Consider the following 19,552-nt stretch of genomic DNA (forward strand, 5'->3'; position numbering starts at 1 on the left):
GTTAACCCGTTTCTTTGAGAATGGACTGATACAGCTTCTCATAGGATTTTGCCGACCGGGACCAGGAATAATCCCCCTCCATGGCAGCTTTGACCATGAGGCGCCAGCCCTCCTTGTCTTCCCGGTAGACGCGGACGGCTTCTTTGGCTGTGAAGAGTAATTCATGGGCATTGATGTTCAAAAACCCAAAGCCCGTCCCCGTCTTTTCATACTTGTTGAAAGCCTCCACGGTGTCCGCCAGGCCGCCTGTCTGCCGCACAAGCGGCAGGGTGCCATAGCGCATGGCAATCATCTGCGAAAGCCCGCAAGGTTCGAAGAGCGAAGGCATGATCAGGAGATCAGCGCCTGAATAGATCCGCCTGGAGAGATGGCGGTCGTAAGCGATGACCGCCCGCATGCGGCCGGGATGACGTGACTCAATATCCTGCAGCTGTTTTTCGTAGGAAGGATCGCCTGTCCCAAGCAGGGCGAACTGGATCTCCTCTTCAAGCAGTTCGTCCAGGATATGGAGCAGGAGGTCGATTCCTTTTTGACGGTCAAGACGGGTGACCATGGCCAGCAAGGGCTCTTTTGCAGCTTTCGGAAGCCCCAGTTCTTCCTGGAGGGCTTTCTTGCAGGCCGCTTTTCCCCTCATCCAGGCCTTGGCTGAATAGGTTGAGGCAATCTCCGGATCAGTTTCGGGGTTGTATAGATCCACGTCAATGCCATTGAGAATTCCCTGGATTTTCCAGCTTTGACTTGCCAGAACCCCTTCCAGCCCCTCCCCGAAATAGGAGGTCATGATCTCTTGCGCATAAGTTGGAGAAACAGTCGTGACCCGGTTGGAATAGACAATTCCCGCCTTGAGGAAGTTGGGAGTGCCGTCATGAAGGACCCGTGACTCAGTCATGTACTCATCGGGCAGGTCGAGTAGGTCCTGCACTCTTTCGCGGCCGTGGATCCCCTGGTGCCTCATGTTATGGATGGTAATCAGCGATTGGACGCCCGCATGATGGCCGTACCGCTTGTAGTGGCACTCAAGAAGTGCCGGGATCATACCGGTCTGCCAGTCGTTCAGATGGAGCAGGTCGGGTTCGAAAGCCATGGGCTGCCCCATGGCTTCAAGGACGGCCCTTTGAAAGAATGCAAATCGTTCGATATCGAAAGCGTAGTCAATGTAGAGTTTGTCATGGCCAAAATAAAAATCGTTGTCGATCAGGTAGACCGGAACCCCATTTATTTCCATGGAAAAGAGGCCGCTATACATGGTCCGCCAGCCCAGCCTGATGATGGACCATCTTAAAAAATGCAGTTCCGATGCGTAGGACTGCTTGATGGTTTTGTAAAGCGGCATGATGACCCGCAGGTCAAGCCCTCTCTCCCGCAGCGCCTCGGGAAGTGAGCCCGCCACATCGCCGAGTCCGCCGGTCGAAGCCAGGGGAACCATCTCCGAGGTTACAAAGAGAATTTTCAAACTTTCACCCCCTTTCGTCAGACGATGGAATTTTTCCCGATGACGATGGGATAGCCAACCTGGCCCAGCAGCTTGCCCCCCATTTTGATGACGCTGTTTTTATCAACGATGACGTGATCCAGGGTGACACCTTCCGAGATCTGTACGTCCTGAAAGAGAACACTGTTGGTCACGCGGGCATTTCGGCCGATGATGCATCCGCGGAACAAGACACTGTTCTCCACTTCCCCCATGATGGCGCAGCCATCCGAGGCCAGCACATTATTGACCTTGCCGCTTTCGGGTGAAATAATGCAGGGCGCCCGGTTTTTAACCTTGGTATAGATGGGCCGTTCGGTGGAGAATAATTCGCAGCGGACCTGGCTCTCAAGCACCCGCATGGAGGCATCAAAATAGCTTGCCGTGTCGTAAATCCGAAAGAGCAGACCCTTGTATTCGACAGCCTGGATGCTGAACTGCCTGTAAAGCTGGAGCAGGCCCACAATGGAAAAATCAGCGATCCCCCGGGCCATCATTTCGGCAAGAATCTGGAGCAGCAGCGATTTGGAGATGACAATCAGGCCGAAAGCGTTAAGCCGGCTTCCCCTCCCCGGATAATCAATCATGAGATCCCGGATCCGCGACTGATCATCCAGCTCGATGGCCAGGGAGAAGGCCCGCGGAATATGCCCGTCACGGGCGAAATAGACTGACATGTCAGCACCTGACTCAAGGTGCCGCTCCAAAAGCGGTCTGTACCGGATATTGGATACATAGTCGCTGGATGAAATAAAGACGTGGCGCTGATCACCGCTTTCAATGAAATCGATGATTCCCTGGGCGTCGGTCCGGTCGGGTGCACGTGTAACCGGATTGATGTAGGGAGGGATCAGGTAGAGTCCCTGCCTCATCCGGTCGAGATCCCACCAGGCGCCTGTACCGATATGGTCCATCAGGGATTTGTAGCGGGTCAGGGCAACGACGCCGATACGCTTGATCCCGCAGTTGACCATGTTGGACAAGGTAAAATCGACAATCCGGAAGCGGCCGGCATAGGGAACGGCCGCCAAAGCCCGCGGCTGGTTGAGCGCGTCAAGCTGGATTCGCCGGTTATCTGCCAAAATAAGCCCCATGGCATCGGTTAGCATGGCCCCATCTCCCTTCCGACATGATCAGGGTTCAACCCTGCGATGTGGGGGTGTGAACGGCTGTGTGCGGGCCCGATCATGGAATTGCCGGCGATGGCTGATCCCCGGCGGATAATCAGTCCGGGCGCGAAGACGGTGATATGGTCCTGGCAAAGCGGATTAAGAAAATCCTCCGTGCCGTCTTTGACCTGGGGAGTGGCCCGGACGTCAGGCTCGATCACCGTATTCATGCCCACGATGCAACGGGTCAATTCAGCCCCTTCCCCAACCCTTGACCCGGGCATGAGAAGCGAATCTTTGACCACGGCTCCTTCCGCCACCGTCACGTTATAGCCGACGATCGAATTGCGGACCTCTCCCAGAATTTCCGCGCCATCGGTTACGGCAATATTGCTGACGCGCGCATGGGGTCCCAGATAATGAGAAGGCCGCTGGGGATTTTTGGAATAAATGGGCCATGAAAGATCGCGGAGGTTGATCTCGTCCGGTTTGGTGAGCAGATCCATATTGGATTCCCAAAGTGACACGATGGTCCCCACATCCTTCCAATAATCGCCAAAGTTGTAGGCATAAACGCGGTAATCCCCTTCAATCATTTTGGGAATGACATCGCCTCCGAAGTCATTTTTTGAGTTGGGGTCTTTTTCGTCCTCAATCAGGACCTGGCGCAAAACCTCCCAGGAAAAACAGTAGACACCCATGGAAGCCAGATTGTTTTTCGGCTCGGCCGGTTTCTCTTCAAAATCGAGAACACGGCCGTTTTCATCCGTATTCATGATGCCGAAGCGGGATGCCTCACTCCAGGGCACTTCAATGACGGCGATGGTCGCCTCCGCCTTCATCTCCATGTGGGCAGCCGCCATCCTGGCATAGTCCATTTTGTAAATATGGTCACCTGACAGAATCAGCACATAGGCAGGCCGGAAGCCGTCGATGAAAGGAATGTTCTGGTAGATGGCGTTGGCAGTTCCCTTATACCACTCATTTCCCTCCTGGCTGAGAAAAGGAGGCAGGATAAAAGTTCCCCCATTGTTTCGATCCAGATCCCAGGAATGGCCGTTGCCGATGTAGGAGTTGAGCTCGAGCGGCTGATACTGGGTCAGGACGCCGACCGTCTCAATGCCTGAATTCGTGCAATTGCTGAGAGGGAAATCGATGATCCGGTAGCGGCTCCCAAAAGGAACCGCCGGCTTGGCGATATAATCGGTCAGGACACCCAGTCTTGACCCCTGGCCGCCTGCCAGGATCATGGCGATCATCTCTTGCCTGGCCATGCTTATTCCTCTCTTTCTCCCGTGTAATGCAGATACACACCCGCCAAGGGCGGAAGGGACAGCTGCAATTCAGCCCGGTGCGGGTTTTCCCCATCCGGACCGGCAGATGCCGTCCAGGCCGCCTGCTCCTCGAGCCCTCCATAGCCGCTCCCGCCATATTGGACCGCATCACTGTTCAAAAGAAGTCGGTAGCGGCCTTCTTCCGGAACAGGGATGACATATGATTCGTAGGCAGCGGGCGTCATATTAAGGATCACCACGACGATTTCTTTTCTGTCCGCCGCCTTGCGGGCGTATACAAAGATGCTTCGGTCACGATCATCTGCCTGCAGCCACTCGAAGCCGTCCCAGGAACCGTCTGTCTCCCAGAAAGCGGGATGGCTCAGGTAAACATGATTGAGATCCCTGACAAAATCCTTCATCTCGCGGTGGCGCGGGTAGCGCAGCATAAACCATTCCAGCTCCTCGTAGTAACGCCATTCAAGGTAAGGGGCGAACTCATTGCCCATGAAATTGAGCTTGCCTCCGGGGTGGGACATCTGATACATGTAACAGCTTCTGAGTGAAGCGAACTGCCGCCAGTAATCGCCCGGCATCCGTCCCAGCAGTGTCTTTTTGCCGTGGACCACCTCATCGTGGGAAAAAGGAAGAATGAAATTTTCCCGGAAGGCATAAACCATGGAAAAGGTGATTTTTTCATGGACCCGGCCCCGATCAAAATAATCGGTCTCCATATAGGAAAGGGTATCGTTCATCCAGCCCATGTTCCACTTGTGGGTGAAGCCGAGCCCTCCCTGGTCAAGGGGGGCGGTGACATCCGGGTAGGGGGTCGATTCCTCCGCTGCCAGGATGCAGTGAGGAAAATGCGAACGGATCAAACCGTTGAGCGTTTTGAGAAATTCAATGGCTTCCATGTGCTCGAAAGTCCCCTCGTGATTCGGTTGGGCCGACGGCCGGCCGAAATCGAGGTAGATCATGCTGCTGACGGCATCTACACGCAGGCCGTCGGCGTGAAATTCATCGATCCAGAACCAGGCGCTGGACAGGAGAAAAGACCGGATTTCTGCAAGTCCGTAATTGAAAACCAGGGTCCCCCAGTCCTGGTGCTCGCCGCGGCCGGGGTCGGGATCTTCGTAAAGAGGGTGCCCGTCAAAGCGGGCCAGGGCAAAATCGTCCCTGGGGAAATGCGAGGGGACCCAGTCAAGGATGACGCGGATACCCGACTGATGCAGGACATCAATCAGGTGCTTGAGGTCGGCCGGGGTCCCATAGCGGGAAGTGGCGGCAAAGTAGCCGGTCACCTGGTAGCCCCAGGACGCATCGAGCGGATACTCCATGACGGGCATCAATTCAACGGCATTGTAGCCCATCTCTTTACAGTAGTCAGCAAGCTGCGGTGCCAATTCGCGGTAACTGTAAACCTGGCCATCCGCGTAACGCCTCCAGGATCCCAGGTGCACTTCATAGATGTTGAGAGGTCCTGCCTCCAGGGCATCGGGGCGGGAGGCCAGGAAGTCCGCATCGCCCCACTGGTAGTCATTTTCAGCCTCATAGAGAATGGAAGCCGTCCCCGGTCTGGTTTCCGCATGCCGTGCGAAGGGATCGGCCTTCAGAAGAAGACGGCCGGACGAGGTCCGGATGGCATACTTGTAGCGCTGCCATTCCAGAGCGCCTTCCACGAAGCCATGCCAGATTCCGGTGGTGCCGTAGGGTTGCAGGATATCTGCCTGAGGATCCCAGCCGTTAAAATCGCCGACCAGGCTGACGCCCGCCGCGCGGGGTGCCCAAACTGCGAAACGGTAGCCCTGGCCGCCTTCCGGGGAAAGGTGCGGACGCGCACCCAGCATCTTGTAGCTTTGGTAATTTTCACCCCGGTTGAACAGCCACGCTTGATTCATGTCACCCGTCACTCTCTGCGTATTGGATCTCGGGCGGCCGGTAAACCGCCCCGGCGGGTCGCTTGCGGGGAAGCTCTGACAGCTGTCCCTGGTATTATTATACATGACCGGCTAGGAAAGAATGAGCTCGGCCACGGTCACCCCGTCGCCGCCCTCCCCGTCCGCGCCCTGGCGGAAGGACCTGACCCGCCGGTCCCGGGACAAAGCCTCCCGGGTCGCCTTGCGCAAGGCGCCCGTCCCCTTGCCATGGACGATCCGGACAGGGGAAATGCCCGCAAGAACCGCCTCGTCAAGGAAGTGGTCGAGCATGGTCAGGGCCTCATCAACCCGCTTGCCAAGCAGCATTAATTCCGTGCCGGTCCGCATGACGATTTCGGATCGCAGGGCGGATGAATGGTCCGCAAGAGCGGCAGATTTTTTCCTGTCCCTGCCTGGCTTTCTTCCTGCATGCCGGAGTTCATGGACAGGAACTTTCACGCGGAAGGACCCCGACTCCAGCACCACCTGGTTTCTGGCATCAGGCAGTTCCCGGACCAGGCCGGAAACGCCCAGGGAAACCGTATCGTATGCATCCCCCAGAGAAATTTCTTCGGGTCTGACCGGCCCGCCGGTGCTTTCATCCTGCCGGCGGACCTGGAATTTCCTCCCGATAGCACCCAGGCGGCCGCGCGCTTCTGAGGCAAGGCGGTGATCCGAGTCCCGGTCCGCTTGCCGGGCTGACCGCAAGTCTCCCAGCAGCTTATCGACGTCTTCCCTGGCCCGGTCGAGCAAGGCCGTCGCCTCCAGACGCGCTTCCTCGAGGATTTTTTTGCCTTCCCGGTCGAACTTTTCGCGTTCCAGGGCCAATTTGTCCCGGACCCTGTTGGTTTCCTCGCGCAGGCTTTCGACCTCCTCCTCCATGGCCCGGGCCTCTTTATGACTCTGCTCGATGGCCGAAACCAGGTCCTCGAAATGGGTCCCTTCCTCAGAAATCAGAGCCCTGGCTGCATCAATGATGGCCGGTGACAGGCCGAGCCGGCTGGAAATGGCGAAGGCATTGCTGACTCCCGGGACGCCAATCAAGAGTTTGTAAGTGGGCTGCAGGGTGTCTGTGTCAAACTCACAGCAGGCGTTCTCCACATCCGGTTCCGTCATGGCATAACCCTTGAGTTCCCTGTAATGGGTGGTCGCAACGGTGTGACAGCCCGAAGCTTTCAGGTAATCAAGGATGGCAATGGCCAATGCGGCACCTTCAGAAGGATCCGTCCCCGCCCCCAGTTCATCAAGCAGGACCAGCATGCCCGGCGCTGCCTGAGCGGTAATCCTGATGATTTCTTTCATGTGTGAAGAAAAAGTTGACAGATTCTGCTCAATGCTCTGCTCATCACCGATGTCGGCCTCAACCGCACGGAACCAGGCCAGCTCGGAACCGGCGGCGGCGGGAATGAAAAGGCCGGCCATGCCCATGAGGGTCAAGAGGCCGCAGGTCTTCAGGCTGACCGTTTTGCCGCCTGTATTTGGGCCGGTGATGACTAGGGTGCGAAAGGTCCGGCCCAGCTCGAAATCGATGGGAACGACCCGGTCCCGCCCGATCAGGGGATGCCTGGCCTTGCGGAGCAGAATCACGCCCTTTTCATTCATAAGGGGCTTGGATCCGTCCATCTGGCCGGCAAGCTTTGCTTTTGCCATGACAAAATCAAGCTCTGCCAACAGATGGCTGTTCTTAATAAAAACATCCGCCTGCTTGGCGACAATGGCTGACAGCTCTTTCAAAATTTCGCGGATTTCGTGCGCCTCCTCCGCCTCCAGCTCCCGGATCTTATTGTTAAGCTCCACGACGGCCATGGGCTCGATGAAGAGAGTGCTGCCTGTCGACGACCGGTCGTGGACAATCCCCCTGACCGCAGCGCGCCGGTCAGACCGGACCGGAACGACGTAGCGCCCTCCCCTGAGCGTAATAATGTTTTCCTGAAGCGCTTCCCCCTGCCTGGCCAGAACCTTCTCAAGCTCCCGCCGGACTGCAGCCTGGGTCTCACGCAAACTGACGCGGATCCGATGGAGTGCATCGCTGGCCTGGTCAAGCAGGTCATCTTCGTCCTTGACCGACTGCTCCAGGCGGCGCCGGAATCCCGGAAGGGGCTCAAGCTGTCTGATCTTGCGATGAATGAGAAGAGCCTCTTCCCCCTCTTCCGGGATCTGGCCGACCATACGCTCAACGGCCCTCAAAAAAGCCGCCATGCGAAAGAAATCCGAACACTCGAGAACGGCTCCGGCCGCCGCATGGCGGACCATGGGAACCAGGTCATTGATGCCGGAAAAGGGAAGTTCACCGTACTTCAGGAGACGGGAAAGGGCGTCCTCCGTTTCTGCCAGGGCTTCAAGCGAATCTTCATAAGACGGATGCGGTACAAGCGAATGACACAGGGCGCGGCCTGTTTCCGTGGATGCAAATCCGGCCAGCCGGTCAATAATGGCAGGATATTCAAGTATTTTGAGGGTCTTTTCCCGAATCATCTTTTTTCCTGCCGATGCCAGCCTGCTGCCTCATGTAATGGATTGTCGCGCAGAAGGAACAGAGGACAGGCGGGATAAAGACAACCTGACGCAGCCAGTGCGTTTCATCGGAGATCCAGAAAATGGTGACGAAAGCGACGACAAAAAGAAAGGTTGCCAATTTCCCCAGTCTGTCCGAAAAAACGACCACACGCCTTTTGGCCAGGAGCAGGCTGCTTCCGAAGAGCATGAAGGATTCGCGCGCAAAATAGTAGAGGGGCACCCATATCGGTATGCAGCCGGCAGCGAACAGCATGAAGGCCGTCACCACCTGCAAAACCTTGTCGACAAAAGGATCGAAGAGTTTCCCGAACTCGGTCATCATATCGAAACGGCGGGCAATCCATCCATCAAGAAAATCAGTTGCCCAGATGGCCAGAAAGATAAGGAAAGTCTCCAGCCGACGGGCCGGCCAGCGGTAGATCATGAAGGCCAGCGGCACGATGGCAAGCAGACGCAGCAATGTCAAGATGTTTGGAATATTCAAAATTAAACGGATCTGCCGGTCACCGTTGGCGTGTCCGCCCTCTGAATTCTCTTTTCCACTCATTGTCACTCCCTTCCGTGACCGGCACGGAATAATCTTTCTTCTGTACGTATTTTCTCACATTTGGCTATCCGGTTCTATCCATCATAGAATCCCGAAATTCTCAGATCCAAAACGCTCCATCAGGACCTGGGCCGTCTGGTCGTTCCAAGTGATGGAGAGGTCCTCCTTGGCGGAATAAAAACAGCCCTCCGACTCAGAGAAGAATCGCACGGGTGTCTCACCTGAAAAATAGCCAAGCGCCGCGCGCAGGGACTCCACGTAAGCCTCTCCTGCCCCGGCGGGAATCCGGATGACTACGATGGGCCGGGAAGGCGTTTTCTCATGCTCTGGCGCGGCAATTGATTTTGAAGCCCGCGGAGCAGCCGCCGTGTCTTTTTTGTCCTCCTCTCTTTTGGATCGGGGGCGTTTCTTTTTGGCAGCTTCCTTGAAAGAAGCAGGAATACCACGCATTTCGGGCTCGAGCGGGGCAATCTGATCCGCCAGAAGTTTGGGTTCCTCTTCACGCAGATCCAGTGTACCTGCCACCAGCAAAGCGCTGTAATCGTCAAGCAGATCATGGTAGGCCGTGTAGGTCTTTGGGAAGACAATGACCTCAAAGTGGCCCGTCTCATCCTCCATGCTGATGAAAGACATGCGGTCCTTGTTTTTTGTAAAAAGATCCCTCCTGGCCACGACCAGGCCTGCCATGACCACCCTGTCGCGGTCTTGGAGCGCCGATCTTCCCTCTACCTTATCCTCCAGCCCGCTGTAGGCTTCTTGATCCGGATCCAGGCCGTCACGCCTGATCTCCCGGCTCATGGTCAAGGGCATGGAGTCAATGGCCTGGCGGTAGGAACTCAAAGGATGCCCTGTGACATAAAGCCCTGTCATATCCTTTTCCATGGTCAGACGCTCAAAGAGAGAAAAGTCCGGCACGTTGGGATAGTCCGGCTCTTCCTTCTGGTTTAAAGCCTCGTCGGCTGACAGGTCAAAGAGGGTGATCTGGCCTTCCATGACGCCTTTTTTGGCCGAAAGGATGCTGTCACAAAAAGGCTCCATGGCGGCGATCATTTTGGAGCGGCTGATACCGAAGAAGTCGAGGGCAGAGGAACGGATCAGGCTTTCGATCATTTTGCGGTTGATGGCTGACTCACACATGCGCCTGAGGAAGTCCCCATAGCTGGCAAAAAGGCCCTTCTCTTCACGATCGCCGATCAGGGCGGCAATGGCATCCTTGCCCACGTTTTTGACGGCGGCCAGCCCGAACCGTATGGCATCCCCCTCCGGGCGGAAGCGCGTCCCGCTCTTGTTGATATGAGGAGGCAGGACCCTGACTCCCATGGCTTCGGCTACACGGATGTAATGCCCTGCTTTGTCCAGATCACCCAGGTGTGAGTTCAAAATGGCCGCCATGTACTCGACCGGGTAATAGTACTTGCACCAGGCGGTATGATAGGCGACCGCCGCGTAGGAAGCCGCGTGGGCCTTGTTGAAGGCGTAGCCCGCAAAAGCGTAGATGTCCTCGAACAGTTTTTCAGCGACCCTGCGCGGGACACCGTTGGCGACCGCCCCCTTGACCGGCTGGCCGCTCTCATCGATCCCGCCCTCAATAAAAAGGGCCCGGTAGCTTTGGAGCAGGCTTTCGATTTTTTTGCCCATGGCCCGGCGCACATTGTCCGCCTGGGCAGAAGAAAAGCCTGCCAGATCCCGGACGATCCGGATGACCTGTTCCTGATAGACGATGACCCCGTAGGTCACTTTGAGGATGGGTTCCAGGAGCGGCCAGTCATAGCGGATTTTTTTCGGATCGTGGCGCGCTTTGACATAGCGGGGAATCTGCTCCATGGGGCCGGGCCGGAAGAGGGCAACGCCTGCGATGATATCTTCAAAGGATTCCGGTTGAAGCTCTTTTAAAAACTGGGTCATGCCGCCGCCTTCCAATTGAAAGACGGCATCGGTTTCGCCCCGCCCGATCATCTCAAATATCCTGGGATCATCGTAGGTCATCCGGTCAAAATCGATGGCTGTTCCCGTTTTCTCCTCGACCAGCCGTGATGTTTCCTGGAGGACTGTCAGCGTCCGAAGGCCAAGGAAATCAAACTTCAGGAGGCCCACATCCTCGATATCATCCTTGGTAAACTGAACCACGATGGATTCGTCATTTCTGGCCAACGGTGCGATTTCGCAAACGGGTTTGCCCGCGATAATGACCCCGGCTGCGTGGGTTGATGCGTGGCGCGGCATGCCTTCAAAACGTTTGGCCAGGTCGATGATGCGCCGGGTGGACTCATCGCTGGTGTAAAGTTTTTGGAGGTCGGGATTCATCTCCAGGGCCAGGTCGATGGTCATCTTGAGCAGGTTGGGAATCATCTTGGCAATCCGGTCTGTCTCCGCATAGGAAACATCCAGCGCACGGCCCACGTCACGGATGACCGCCCGGGCGGCCAGGGTTCCGAAGGTGATCACCTGGCAGACATGATCAGCGCCATACTTCTCTGTCACATAATCGATGACTTCACCGCGGCGCTCATAGCAGAAATCAATATCGAAGTCGGGCATGCTGACCCGTTCCTTGTTGAGGAAGCGCTCGAAAAGGAGGTCATATTTCAAGGGATCGATGTCAGTTATAAAAAGCGTATAGGCCGCAAGTGAAGCGGCCCCCGAACCCCGCCCGGGACCCACCATGATCGCACGCTCATGGGCAAAACGGATGAAGTCCCAGACAATCAGGTAATAATCGGTGTAGCCCATGCTGTTGATGACAGAAAGCTCATAATCAAGACGTTCAAGGTAGGCTTGGCGGGGAATCCCTGTCTCCCGCTGGAGGAGTCGTTTTTCCAGGCCCTCCCGGCAGAGCCGGAGCAGCATCTCCTCTGCCGTCTCCCCCGTCCCTGTTTCAAACTGCGGCAGTGAAATTTCACCGGTCTTGATCTCAACCTGGCAGCGGGCGGCAATCCGCTCCGTATTGGCAAGGGCCTCGGGCACCTTGGCAAACAATTCCTCCATCTCCGAAGGCGAGCGGACATAGAGCGTATCCGTCCCCATTCTCATCCGATCGGGTGAATTGATGGTCTTGCCAGTCTGCATGCAAAGGAGCACCTCATGGGCAAAGGCATCTTCGCGGAGCAGGTAATGGCAGTCGTTGGTCGCAACCAGCGGTATCCCCGTTTCCCGGCTGATCGATATGAGCTCGGCGTTGACCAGGGCCTGATCCTCCAGGCCATTGCCCTGGATTTCCAGAAAATAATTGCCTTCACCGAAAAGTTTCTGGTGCTCCAGGGCGGCCTCAATGGCCCGGTCACGTTCACCTGCCAGGAGCAGCCTGGGCACTTCGCCTGAAAGGCAGGCTGAGAGGGCGATCAAGCCCTGTGAGTACTCTGCCAGCAATTCCTTGTCGATCCGGGGCTTGTAATAAAAGCCATCCACGTGGCCGGCGGAAACCAGTTTGATCAAATGATGGTAACCGACATTGTTTTCAGCCAGCAAGATCAGATGGTAGGGCTCCCGGTCCAGGGCCCCGTCCTTGTCCTTGCGGCTTCGTTGCGCCACGTAGACTTCACAGCCGATCACGGGATGAATTCCGTTCTCCTTCATGGTCCGGTAGAAGTCGAGCACACCGTACATGGAGCCGTGGTCCGTGATGGCGCAGGCGTCCATGCCCAGCTCTTTCAACCGCCCGGGCAGTTCATGGATCCGGTTGGCCCCGTCAAGCAGGCTGTATTCCGTATGCAGATGAAGGTGTGTAAAGGCCATGGGTCTCAATTCAAAGGTGCGTCTTACGCGCCCAAAAGGCGGTTGACACGGGCCAGGACGATTGACTCAAACTTCTGTTGACGCTCCCGGCATTCCTTCAGGTCCTTTCCATAGCAACCAAAATAAATCTTGATCTTCGGTTCGGTGCCCGACGGCCTGACGCACATGAAGTCGAGGCCCTGCAGCTGGTAAAGGAGGACATTGCTCTCCGGGTAGTCCAGCGCTTCCTTCCTGCCTGTTTCGACATGAGTGATCAGGCTTTGCTGAAAGTCCGACAAACTGACGATGCCGAGCGGTTCGAACTCCTCAAAAGGCTTCTCTCTCAGTGCCTGCATGACGCCGGCGATCTTTTCCAGCCCAACCTTGCCTTCCCGGATGATTGAAATGGTGTTTTCCGCGGCCTGGCCGTATTTTTCGTAAAGGGCCGCAAGCCTGTCAATCAGGGTCTGCCCCGAGGCAGCCGACACCGCGGCCATCTCCGCTATCATGAGGCAGGTGACAACGGCGTCTTTGTCCCGCACTTTGGTGCCCAGGAGGTAGCCGAAACTCTCTTCGTAACCGAACTGGAAGACCCCCCCTGCCAGGTCGCCGTACTTGTGAATTTCAGCCGCGATGTGCTTGAAGCCTGTCAGCGACAGGTAGAGGCCCGTACCGTAATGATCCGAGATCGCGCGGGTCAGCCTGGAGGAAACCACCGTGGAGACACAAAATGAGTCAGCTTCCAGCTCTCCCCGCACTGATTTGGTTCCCAGGATGTAGTCCATCAGGAGCAGGCCGATTTCATTGCCTGACAAAAGGACAAAGGAACCGTCCGAAGCCCTGACAGCGACCCCCGTCCGGTCAGCGTCCGGATCGGTGGCCAGAACCAGGCCGGCCCCGGTTTCACGGGCCAGGGCAATGGCCAGCTCCAATGTCTCGGGCAGCTCGGGATTGGGTGTCGGAGTGGAGGGGAAGTTGCCATCGGGCAACTCCTGTTCCGGGACCACACTGACCTTCGTAAAACCGTGCTTCTTCAGGATCCTCCGGACCGGCTTATTCCCCGTTCCGTTAAAGGGGGAGTAGACGATGGGTATGTCGTGATTTTGCCTGACAGCTTCTCCGTTCAGGGTCAGAGCCAGCAGGGAGGCGTCATAAAGATCATCCAGGTCACCTCCCATCAAATGGAAAAGAGGTGAGCGGCCGGCTTCATCAAAGGACAGAGTCTTTTCCAGGAGGCCGGGCAGATCAGTCACCGTCTCCATCATGGCGGCAACCCGGCCAGCCTCATCAGGACCCAGCTGGGCGCCGTCAGAGCTGTACGCTTTGAAGCCATTGTATTGTTTGGGATTATGGCTGGCTGTCAGCATAATGCCGCCTGAGCACCCGAAGTGGCGGATGGCAAATGACAGCATGGGCACGGGCCGCAATTCATCTGAGAAGCGGACGGCAATCTTCCTGCCAATAAAAATGGAGGCGGCCAATTCGGCAAATTCCCGGGACCGGTTCCTGGAGTCGTAGGAGATGGCAATCCCCCGCCGGCAGGCCTCCTCCCCTAAGCTCTCAATATAAAGGGCAAATCCCTCCGCGGCCCGGGCAACCGTATAGGGATTCATCCGGTTGGTGCCGGCCCCCATGATGCCCCGGAGTCCCGCTGTCCCAAACTGAAGATCCTGGTAGAAGCGGTCCTCAATTTCCTCCGGATGGTCGGCGATGGCGACCAGTTCAGCCAGGGTCGCTGTGTCCATTTTTGGATTGGAAATCCATCCCTCATAAGCAATTTGCGCAGGTGTTTTTGGCATGGTGAACTCCTCTTGCAAGACCCAAATTTCTTGTTTTCAGTCTAGCATAAGAGGGAAAAATCAGCCTGCCAGGTGTCCCCTTACCAGGATCAGTTGATCACGCAAAAGGGCTGCCAGCTCGAAGTCAAGCCGGCGGGCAGCCGCGTTCATCTCTTTTTCGATTTGCCTGGCGCGTTTTTGCAGATCTGCGTAGGAGAGTTTGGTCAGTTCCCTGTCATAGCGTTCGATGTCTTCGGTCGTTTCGAGGGGCTCGTCGGCGACCAGCTCAAAAGCCGTGTCAATCCGGTCTCGGATGTCTTTTCGGATGGTGGTCGGGGTGATCCCATGAGCCTGATTGAAGGCGCTTTGAATCTCCCGCCGCCTGTTGGTTTCGCGGATGGCCCGTTCCATGGAAGCGGTCACCTCATCGGCGTATAGAATGACCCGGCCGTTGACATTGCGGGCGGCCCTCCCGATGATCTGGACCAGGGAAGTGGTTGAACGGAGAAAGCCCTCCTTGTCTGCATCAAGAATGGCGATCAGGGAGACTTCCGGCAGATCCAGGCCTTCACGCAGCAAATTGATGCCCACCAGGACGTCGAAGTCGCCCTTGCGAAGTCTTCTCAGGATTTCCAGGCGCTCGACCGTGGCGATATCGGAATGAAGATATTCGACCCGCAGTTTCTCCTCCCGGAAAAAGTCAGCCAGATCCTCGGCCATCCGCTTGGTCAGGGTCAGGACCAGGGTGCGTTCACCCCGCTCCGTCGTTTCCCGGATGGCCGCCATTAAATCCTCAATCTGGTTTTCCACAGGCCTGACATAAACCTGGGGATCCAGGAGGCCGGTCGGCCGGATAATCTGTTCGGCGACCTGGCTGGAATGCTCCAGCTCATAGGCAGCGGGCGTCGCGGAAACGTAGAGGGTCTGCCCGGCCCGCTCCTTGAATTCGTCAAATGTCAGGGGTCGGTTGTCGAAGGCTGAAGGCAGGCGGAAGCCGTACTCGACCAGGGATTCCTTCCTGGAGCGGTCGCCCCGGACCATGGAACCGATCTGGGGGACGCTGACGTGGGACTCATCGATGAAGAGCAGGTAATCGTCCGGGAAAAAGTCCATCAGGGTGAAGGGGGCCTGTCCCGGCGCGCGGCCGGTCAGGTGCCGGGAATAGTTTTCAATCCCCTTGCAAAAGCCGGTCTCCAGCATCATCTCCATGTCGTAGCGGGTGCGCTGCTCCAGCCGGTAGGCTTCAACCAGTTTTCCCTGCTGGCGGAAATAGTCCAGCCTTTCCTCCAGTTCAGTGCCGATGGTGTGGACAGCCCGCTTCATCTTTTCCCGGGTTGTCGCATAATGGCTGGCAGGAAAAACCGCCACATAATTGCGGCCCTTGATGGTACGGCCGGTGATGGCATCCACCTCCCGGATTTCCTCGACCTCATCGCCGAAAAACTGGATGCGGGTCAGGGTATTCTCCTCGGAGGCCGGAAAAATGTCAAGGGTATCGCCCCGTACCCGGAAGGTGCCCCGCTTCAAGTCGAAATCATTTCGCACATACTGGATCCGGACCAGGTCTTCAATCACCTGGTCCCGGTTGCGGGTCATCCCCGGCCGGATGCTGACCATGAGGTTTTTGTAGTCGTCGGGGTCGCCCAGGCCGTAAATGCAGGAAACAGAGGCAACCACGATGACATCGCGCTGTTCCAGCAGTGAGGAGGTGGCTTTGTGACGGAGCCGGTCGATCTCGTCGTTGATGGAGGAATCTTTTTCAATGTAAAGGTCGCGGGTGGGCAAATAGGCCTCCGGCTGATAGTAGTCGTAATAGCTGACGAAGAATTCAACCGCATTATCCGGGAAGAGAGCCATGAACTCCGCGCATAATTGGCCGGCCAGTGTCTTGTTGTGCGCGATGACCAGAGCGGGCCGCTGGGTGCGCTGAATGACACTGGCCATGGTAAATGTTTTGCCTGATCCGGTCACGCCCAAAAGGGTTTGGCCCTGATCTCCCCGGTCCAGGCCCGCAACCAGCTTGTCAATGGCCTGCGGCTGATCGCCCTGAGGGGTCATATCCGTCCTTAAATGAAATGCTCCGGGAAGTTTTTCCGTCATGAGGGCTGCTCCAGCGGTTCGATCAGTTCGAGCTCCTCCAGCTTCTGCCTGACCGATGCCATGTCTTGCCATAGGAAAACTTTTTTTGAGGGATCCCGCAGCGCATAAGCCGGGTGAAAGGTTGGCATGATGTGGCACTTGTTGGAAAGGGTCCAGATCCCCCTGGCCTTGGAAATCCCCTCTTCAGAACCGGTGAAGTAGCGGTAGGCTGTGGCCCCCATCAGCAGATAGACGGCCGGGCGCACAAAAAGCATCTGTTCTTTCAGCAGGGGCCGGCAGGCGGCCGCCTCCTCGCGTGATGGCACACGGTTGCCCGGGGGCCGGCACTTGACGATGTTGCAGATATGGTAGTCTTCCGGCTTGAAACCAAAGCTGGTCAAAAGCAGATCAAGCAACTGGCCAGACCGCCCGACAAAGGGGATGCCCTGGCGGTCTTCGTCCGCCCCGGGTCCTTCGCCGAGAATCATCAGGGGTGCCCGGACCCCTCCCCGCCAGATGACTACATGTTTCCTCGAGTCCGCCAGACTGCAGTCACGGCAGTTCCTGCATTTTTCGACAAAGGCCTGCCAGTTTTCACTCAAATCAATGGACTGCTCCAATCTTTTATCCTTCCCGTTACGGTCAATTCATTAGTCAGTTTATCAGACTTTGCCGGGGGGGGGATTGATCCAGGAGTGCCTGCAGGACTCCTTCGCTTTCTGCCGGGCGTGCTCACTGAAGAATCTTGCTTCGGCAGGGCCGGCCACATACGCGACAAAAGTTTTTCTTTTATTTCGCCAAATTTCCGCTCACTGATGGCGCCCTAATCAAGCAGATCTTTGCATTTTTCAGCTCATCCGCCAGGCTTTGCCCCGGGGGAAAAGCCGGCTGAAAAGGAGCCGGCAGAGTGGTATGGGTATAGGCCTGAGGGGCATGCTTATCCGGCAGAACCATGGAATGAATCAGAGCGACGATCCATAGAAGCCAGCCGTAGAGCCACCAAAGATCAAAGCTGTAGCCCTTGTTTCTCGCGATGCCTGCCGGAATAAAGGCCGGGCCGGCAGCCACGCGGTAGAGTTCAATGCGTGCAGGCTCAATCCAGAGGCTTCATGGTCGGGAACAGGAGGACATCCCGGATGGAGGGCTGGTTGGTCAGAAGCATGACCAGGCGGTCAATGCCGATGCCCAGGCCCCCTGTCGGCGGCATGCCGTACTCCAGGGCTTCAACAAAATCCTCGTCCGGCAGCTGGGCTTCGTCATCCCCCGCATCACGGCGGCGCTGCTGATCGGCAAAGCGGCCCCTCTGGTCAAAGGGATCGTTCAGTTCACTGTAGGCATTGCCGTGTTCGCGCCCCACCACGAAAACCTCGAAACGCTCGGTCAGCCTCCCTTCCGTTCCCGGCTTGATCTTGGTCAGGGGGGAAACCTCGACCGGATAGTCCATCAGGAAGGTGGGCTGAATCAGCTTTTCCTCCACGAAATTCTCGAAACAGGCATTGAGCACCTCACCCCAGGTCATCTTGGCTGTCACCTGTTCCAACCCGAAGGACTTGGCAGCCTCGCGGGCCTCTTCATCCGTCTTCAGTTCATCAAAATCAAGGCCGGTGTGCTGACGCACGGCCTCGATCATGGACAGGCGCCTGAAAGGCGGCTTCATGGAAATGGCCGTCCCCTGATAGTCGATGTCGTGGCTGCCGCAGATATCCAGACAGCAGATTGAAAAAAGCTTTTCGGTGATCTCCATCATGGTGTGGTAGTCGCCATATGCTTCATAAAGCTCCAGCATGGTGAACTCGGGGTTGTGTTTGGTGCTCATCCCCTCATTGCGGAAATTGCGGCCGATCTCGTAAACGCGTTCCAGGCCGCCTACAATCAGGCGTTTCAGATACAATTCCGGTGAGACACGCAAAAAAAGATCCAAATCCAGCGCATTGTGGTGGGTGACAAAAGGGCGGGCCGTCGCACCGCCCGCAATAAGGTTGAGAAGCGGAGTTTCAACCTCCAGGTAACCGCGCCTGTCCAGCTCTTCCCGGATCAGGCGGATGATCCGGCTGCGTTTTTCAAAGGTATCCCGGACCTCGGGGTTGACCATGAGGTCCAGGTAGCGTTTGCGGTAGCGGAGATCCGTGTCGCGCAGGCCGTGAAATTTCTCGGGCAGCGGCCGCAGCGATTTAGCCAGCAGGGTCCAGGAAGTATTTCGAATCGAAACCTCCCCCGTTTTTGTCCGGAAAACCTGACCGGTCACGGCGACCAGGTCACCCAGATCGAGCGCCTGCCAAGCCTCATAGGATTCCTGCCCCAGCTGATCCAGCCGGCTGAAAATCTGGATGGCCCCCGTCCGGTCAAGCAGGTCGGCGAAGGATACTTTGCCCATGCCGCGTTTGGCCATGAGGCGGCCTGCGACCGAAACGGTTTCTCCCTCCATTTGTTCGAAATTTGTGATGATATGGGAAGCCAGGTGGGTCACTTGGGCCCGGGTAATCCGGTAGGGGTTTTTTCCTTCCGATTGCAGCTTCCTCAGTTTGTCAAGACGGTACCTCATCTGCTCGGGAAGCTCATCCCGGCGGTCAGAGGGTCCGTTTTCATTGATCATTCGTTCAGTCCTTTCGGCTTGGAAATACGGGCCACCGAATACCTGATCATGCCAAGGGGCGTGCTGACCTGGACGACATCGCCCTTCTTCTTCCCCAGGATGGCCTGTCCGACCGGCGATTCGCTGGAAAGTTTGCCAATCAGGATATCCTCCTCCTTGGCGGAAACGATCAAGTACTCATGTTCGGATCCGTCGTCCTCATTGCGCAGGAGCACCTGGCCGCCCAGGGTCACCCGGGTCCGGCTGATGCCCTTTTCATCGATCACCCGCGCATTTTTGAGGATTTCCTCGATCTCGGCAATTCGCAGATCATTATCCGCATAGGCCTGCTTGGCATCATCAAATTCCGAATTCTCCGTTATATCCCCATGGGCGCGCGCTTCCCTCAAACGCTCGGCGATTTCGGCCGCTACCCGGGTTTTGCGGTCTTCCAATTCCTGCTGGTATTCACGGATTTTTCCGTAAGTCATTTCGTAGACAGTCTCAGCCATCGCTCTTATGCTTCCCTCTTTTCATATAGTTTGCGATTGCCCTATTATACACAGAAGCTATTTTTG

12 protein-coding genes are annotated in these 19,552 nt (G+C 56.6%); all 12 read right to left on the reverse strand.

Going from position 1 to position 19,552, the window contains the following annotated elements; genetic code table 11:
- Position 1: 1 nt before the first annotated feature.
- Positions 2–1,453 (reverse strand): glycogen synthase GlgA, encoded by a 1,452-nt coding sequence (glgA, locus tag GX839_03670; protein NLB04559.1) that lies wholly within the window; start codon positions 1,451–1,453, stop codon positions 2–4.
- A 17-nt stretch (positions 1,454–1,470) separates the two neighbouring features.
- Positions 1,471–2,580, reverse strand: coding sequence for a glucose-1-phosphate adenylyltransferase subunit GlgD (gene glgD / locus GX839_03675; GenBank protein NLB04560.1), 1,110 nt, complete (start codon positions 2,578–2,580; stop codon positions 1,471–1,473).
- Positions 2,574–3,854: a glucose-1-phosphate adenylyltransferase gene (locus GX839_03680; protein ID NLB04561.1), complete on the reverse strand. Its 1,281-nt coding sequence runs from the start codon at positions 3,852–3,854 to the stop codon at positions 2,574–2,576. Before GX839_03680 ends, glgD begins: the two co-directional genes overlap by 7 nt.
- A gap of 2 nt (positions 3,855–3,856) precedes the next feature.
- Positions 3,857–5,752, reverse strand: a complete 1,896-nt coding sequence (gene glgB / locus GX839_03685) for a 1,4-alpha-glucan branching protein GlgB (protein NLB04562.1) — start codon at positions 5,750–5,752, stop codon at positions 3,857–3,859.
- Positions 5,753–5,863: 111 nt separating this feature from the next.
- Positions 5,864–8,245, reverse strand: coding sequence for an endonuclease MutS2 (locus tag GX839_03690; protein ID NLB04563.1), 2,382 nt, complete (start codon positions 8,243–8,245; stop codon positions 5,864–5,866).
- On the reverse strand, positions 8,214–8,834 hold the full coding sequence (locus tag GX839_03695) for a CDP-alcohol phosphatidyltransferase family protein (protein ID NLB04564.1): 621 nt from the start codon (positions 8,832–8,834) through the stop codon (positions 8,214–8,216). Before GX839_03695 ends, GX839_03690 begins: the two co-directional genes overlap by 32 nt.
- Before the next feature lie 81 nt (positions 8,835–8,915).
- Positions 8,916–12,566, reverse strand: a complete 3,651-nt coding sequence (locus GX839_03700) for a DNA polymerase III subunit alpha (GenBank protein NLB04565.1) — start codon at positions 12,564–12,566, stop codon at positions 8,916–8,918.
- A gap of 23 nt (positions 12,567–12,589) precedes the next feature.
- Positions 12,590–14,344 (reverse strand): phospho-sugar mutase, encoded by a 1,755-nt coding sequence (locus tag GX839_03705; GenBank protein NLB04566.1) that lies wholly within the window; start codon positions 14,342–14,344, stop codon positions 12,590–12,592.
- 60 nt (positions 14,345–14,404) lie between these two features.
- Entirely contained in the window at positions 14,405–16,423 is a 2,019-nt protein-coding gene (uvrB, locus tag GX839_03710; GenBank protein ID NLB04567.1) for an excinuclease ABC subunit UvrB, read from the reverse strand.
- Positions 16,420–17,004 (reverse strand): uracil-DNA glycosylase, encoded by a 585-nt coding sequence (locus GX839_03715; GenBank protein NLB04568.1) that lies wholly within the window; start codon positions 17,002–17,004, stop codon positions 16,420–16,422. Before GX839_03715 ends, uvrB begins: the two co-directional genes overlap by 4 nt.
- A 491-nt stretch (positions 17,005–17,495) precedes the next feature.
- A complete protein-coding gene (lysS, locus tag GX839_03720; protein ID NLB04569.1) occupies positions 17,496–18,995 on the reverse strand; it encodes a lysine--tRNA ligase in 1,500 nt (499 codons plus the stop codon).
- Positions 18,992–19,486: a transcription elongation factor GreA gene (gene greA / locus GX839_03725; GenBank protein NLB04570.1), complete on the reverse strand. Its 495-nt coding sequence runs from the start codon at positions 19,484–19,486 to the stop codon at positions 18,992–18,994. Before greA ends, lysS begins: the two co-directional genes overlap by 4 nt.
- Between the last annotated feature and the right edge of the window lie 66 nt (positions 19,487–19,552).

Origin of the sequence: Fastidiosipila sp. (genome assembly GCA_012511175.1) — a bacterium.
Lineage (GTDB): Bacteria > Bacillota > Clostridia > Saccharofermentanales > DTU023 > UBA4923.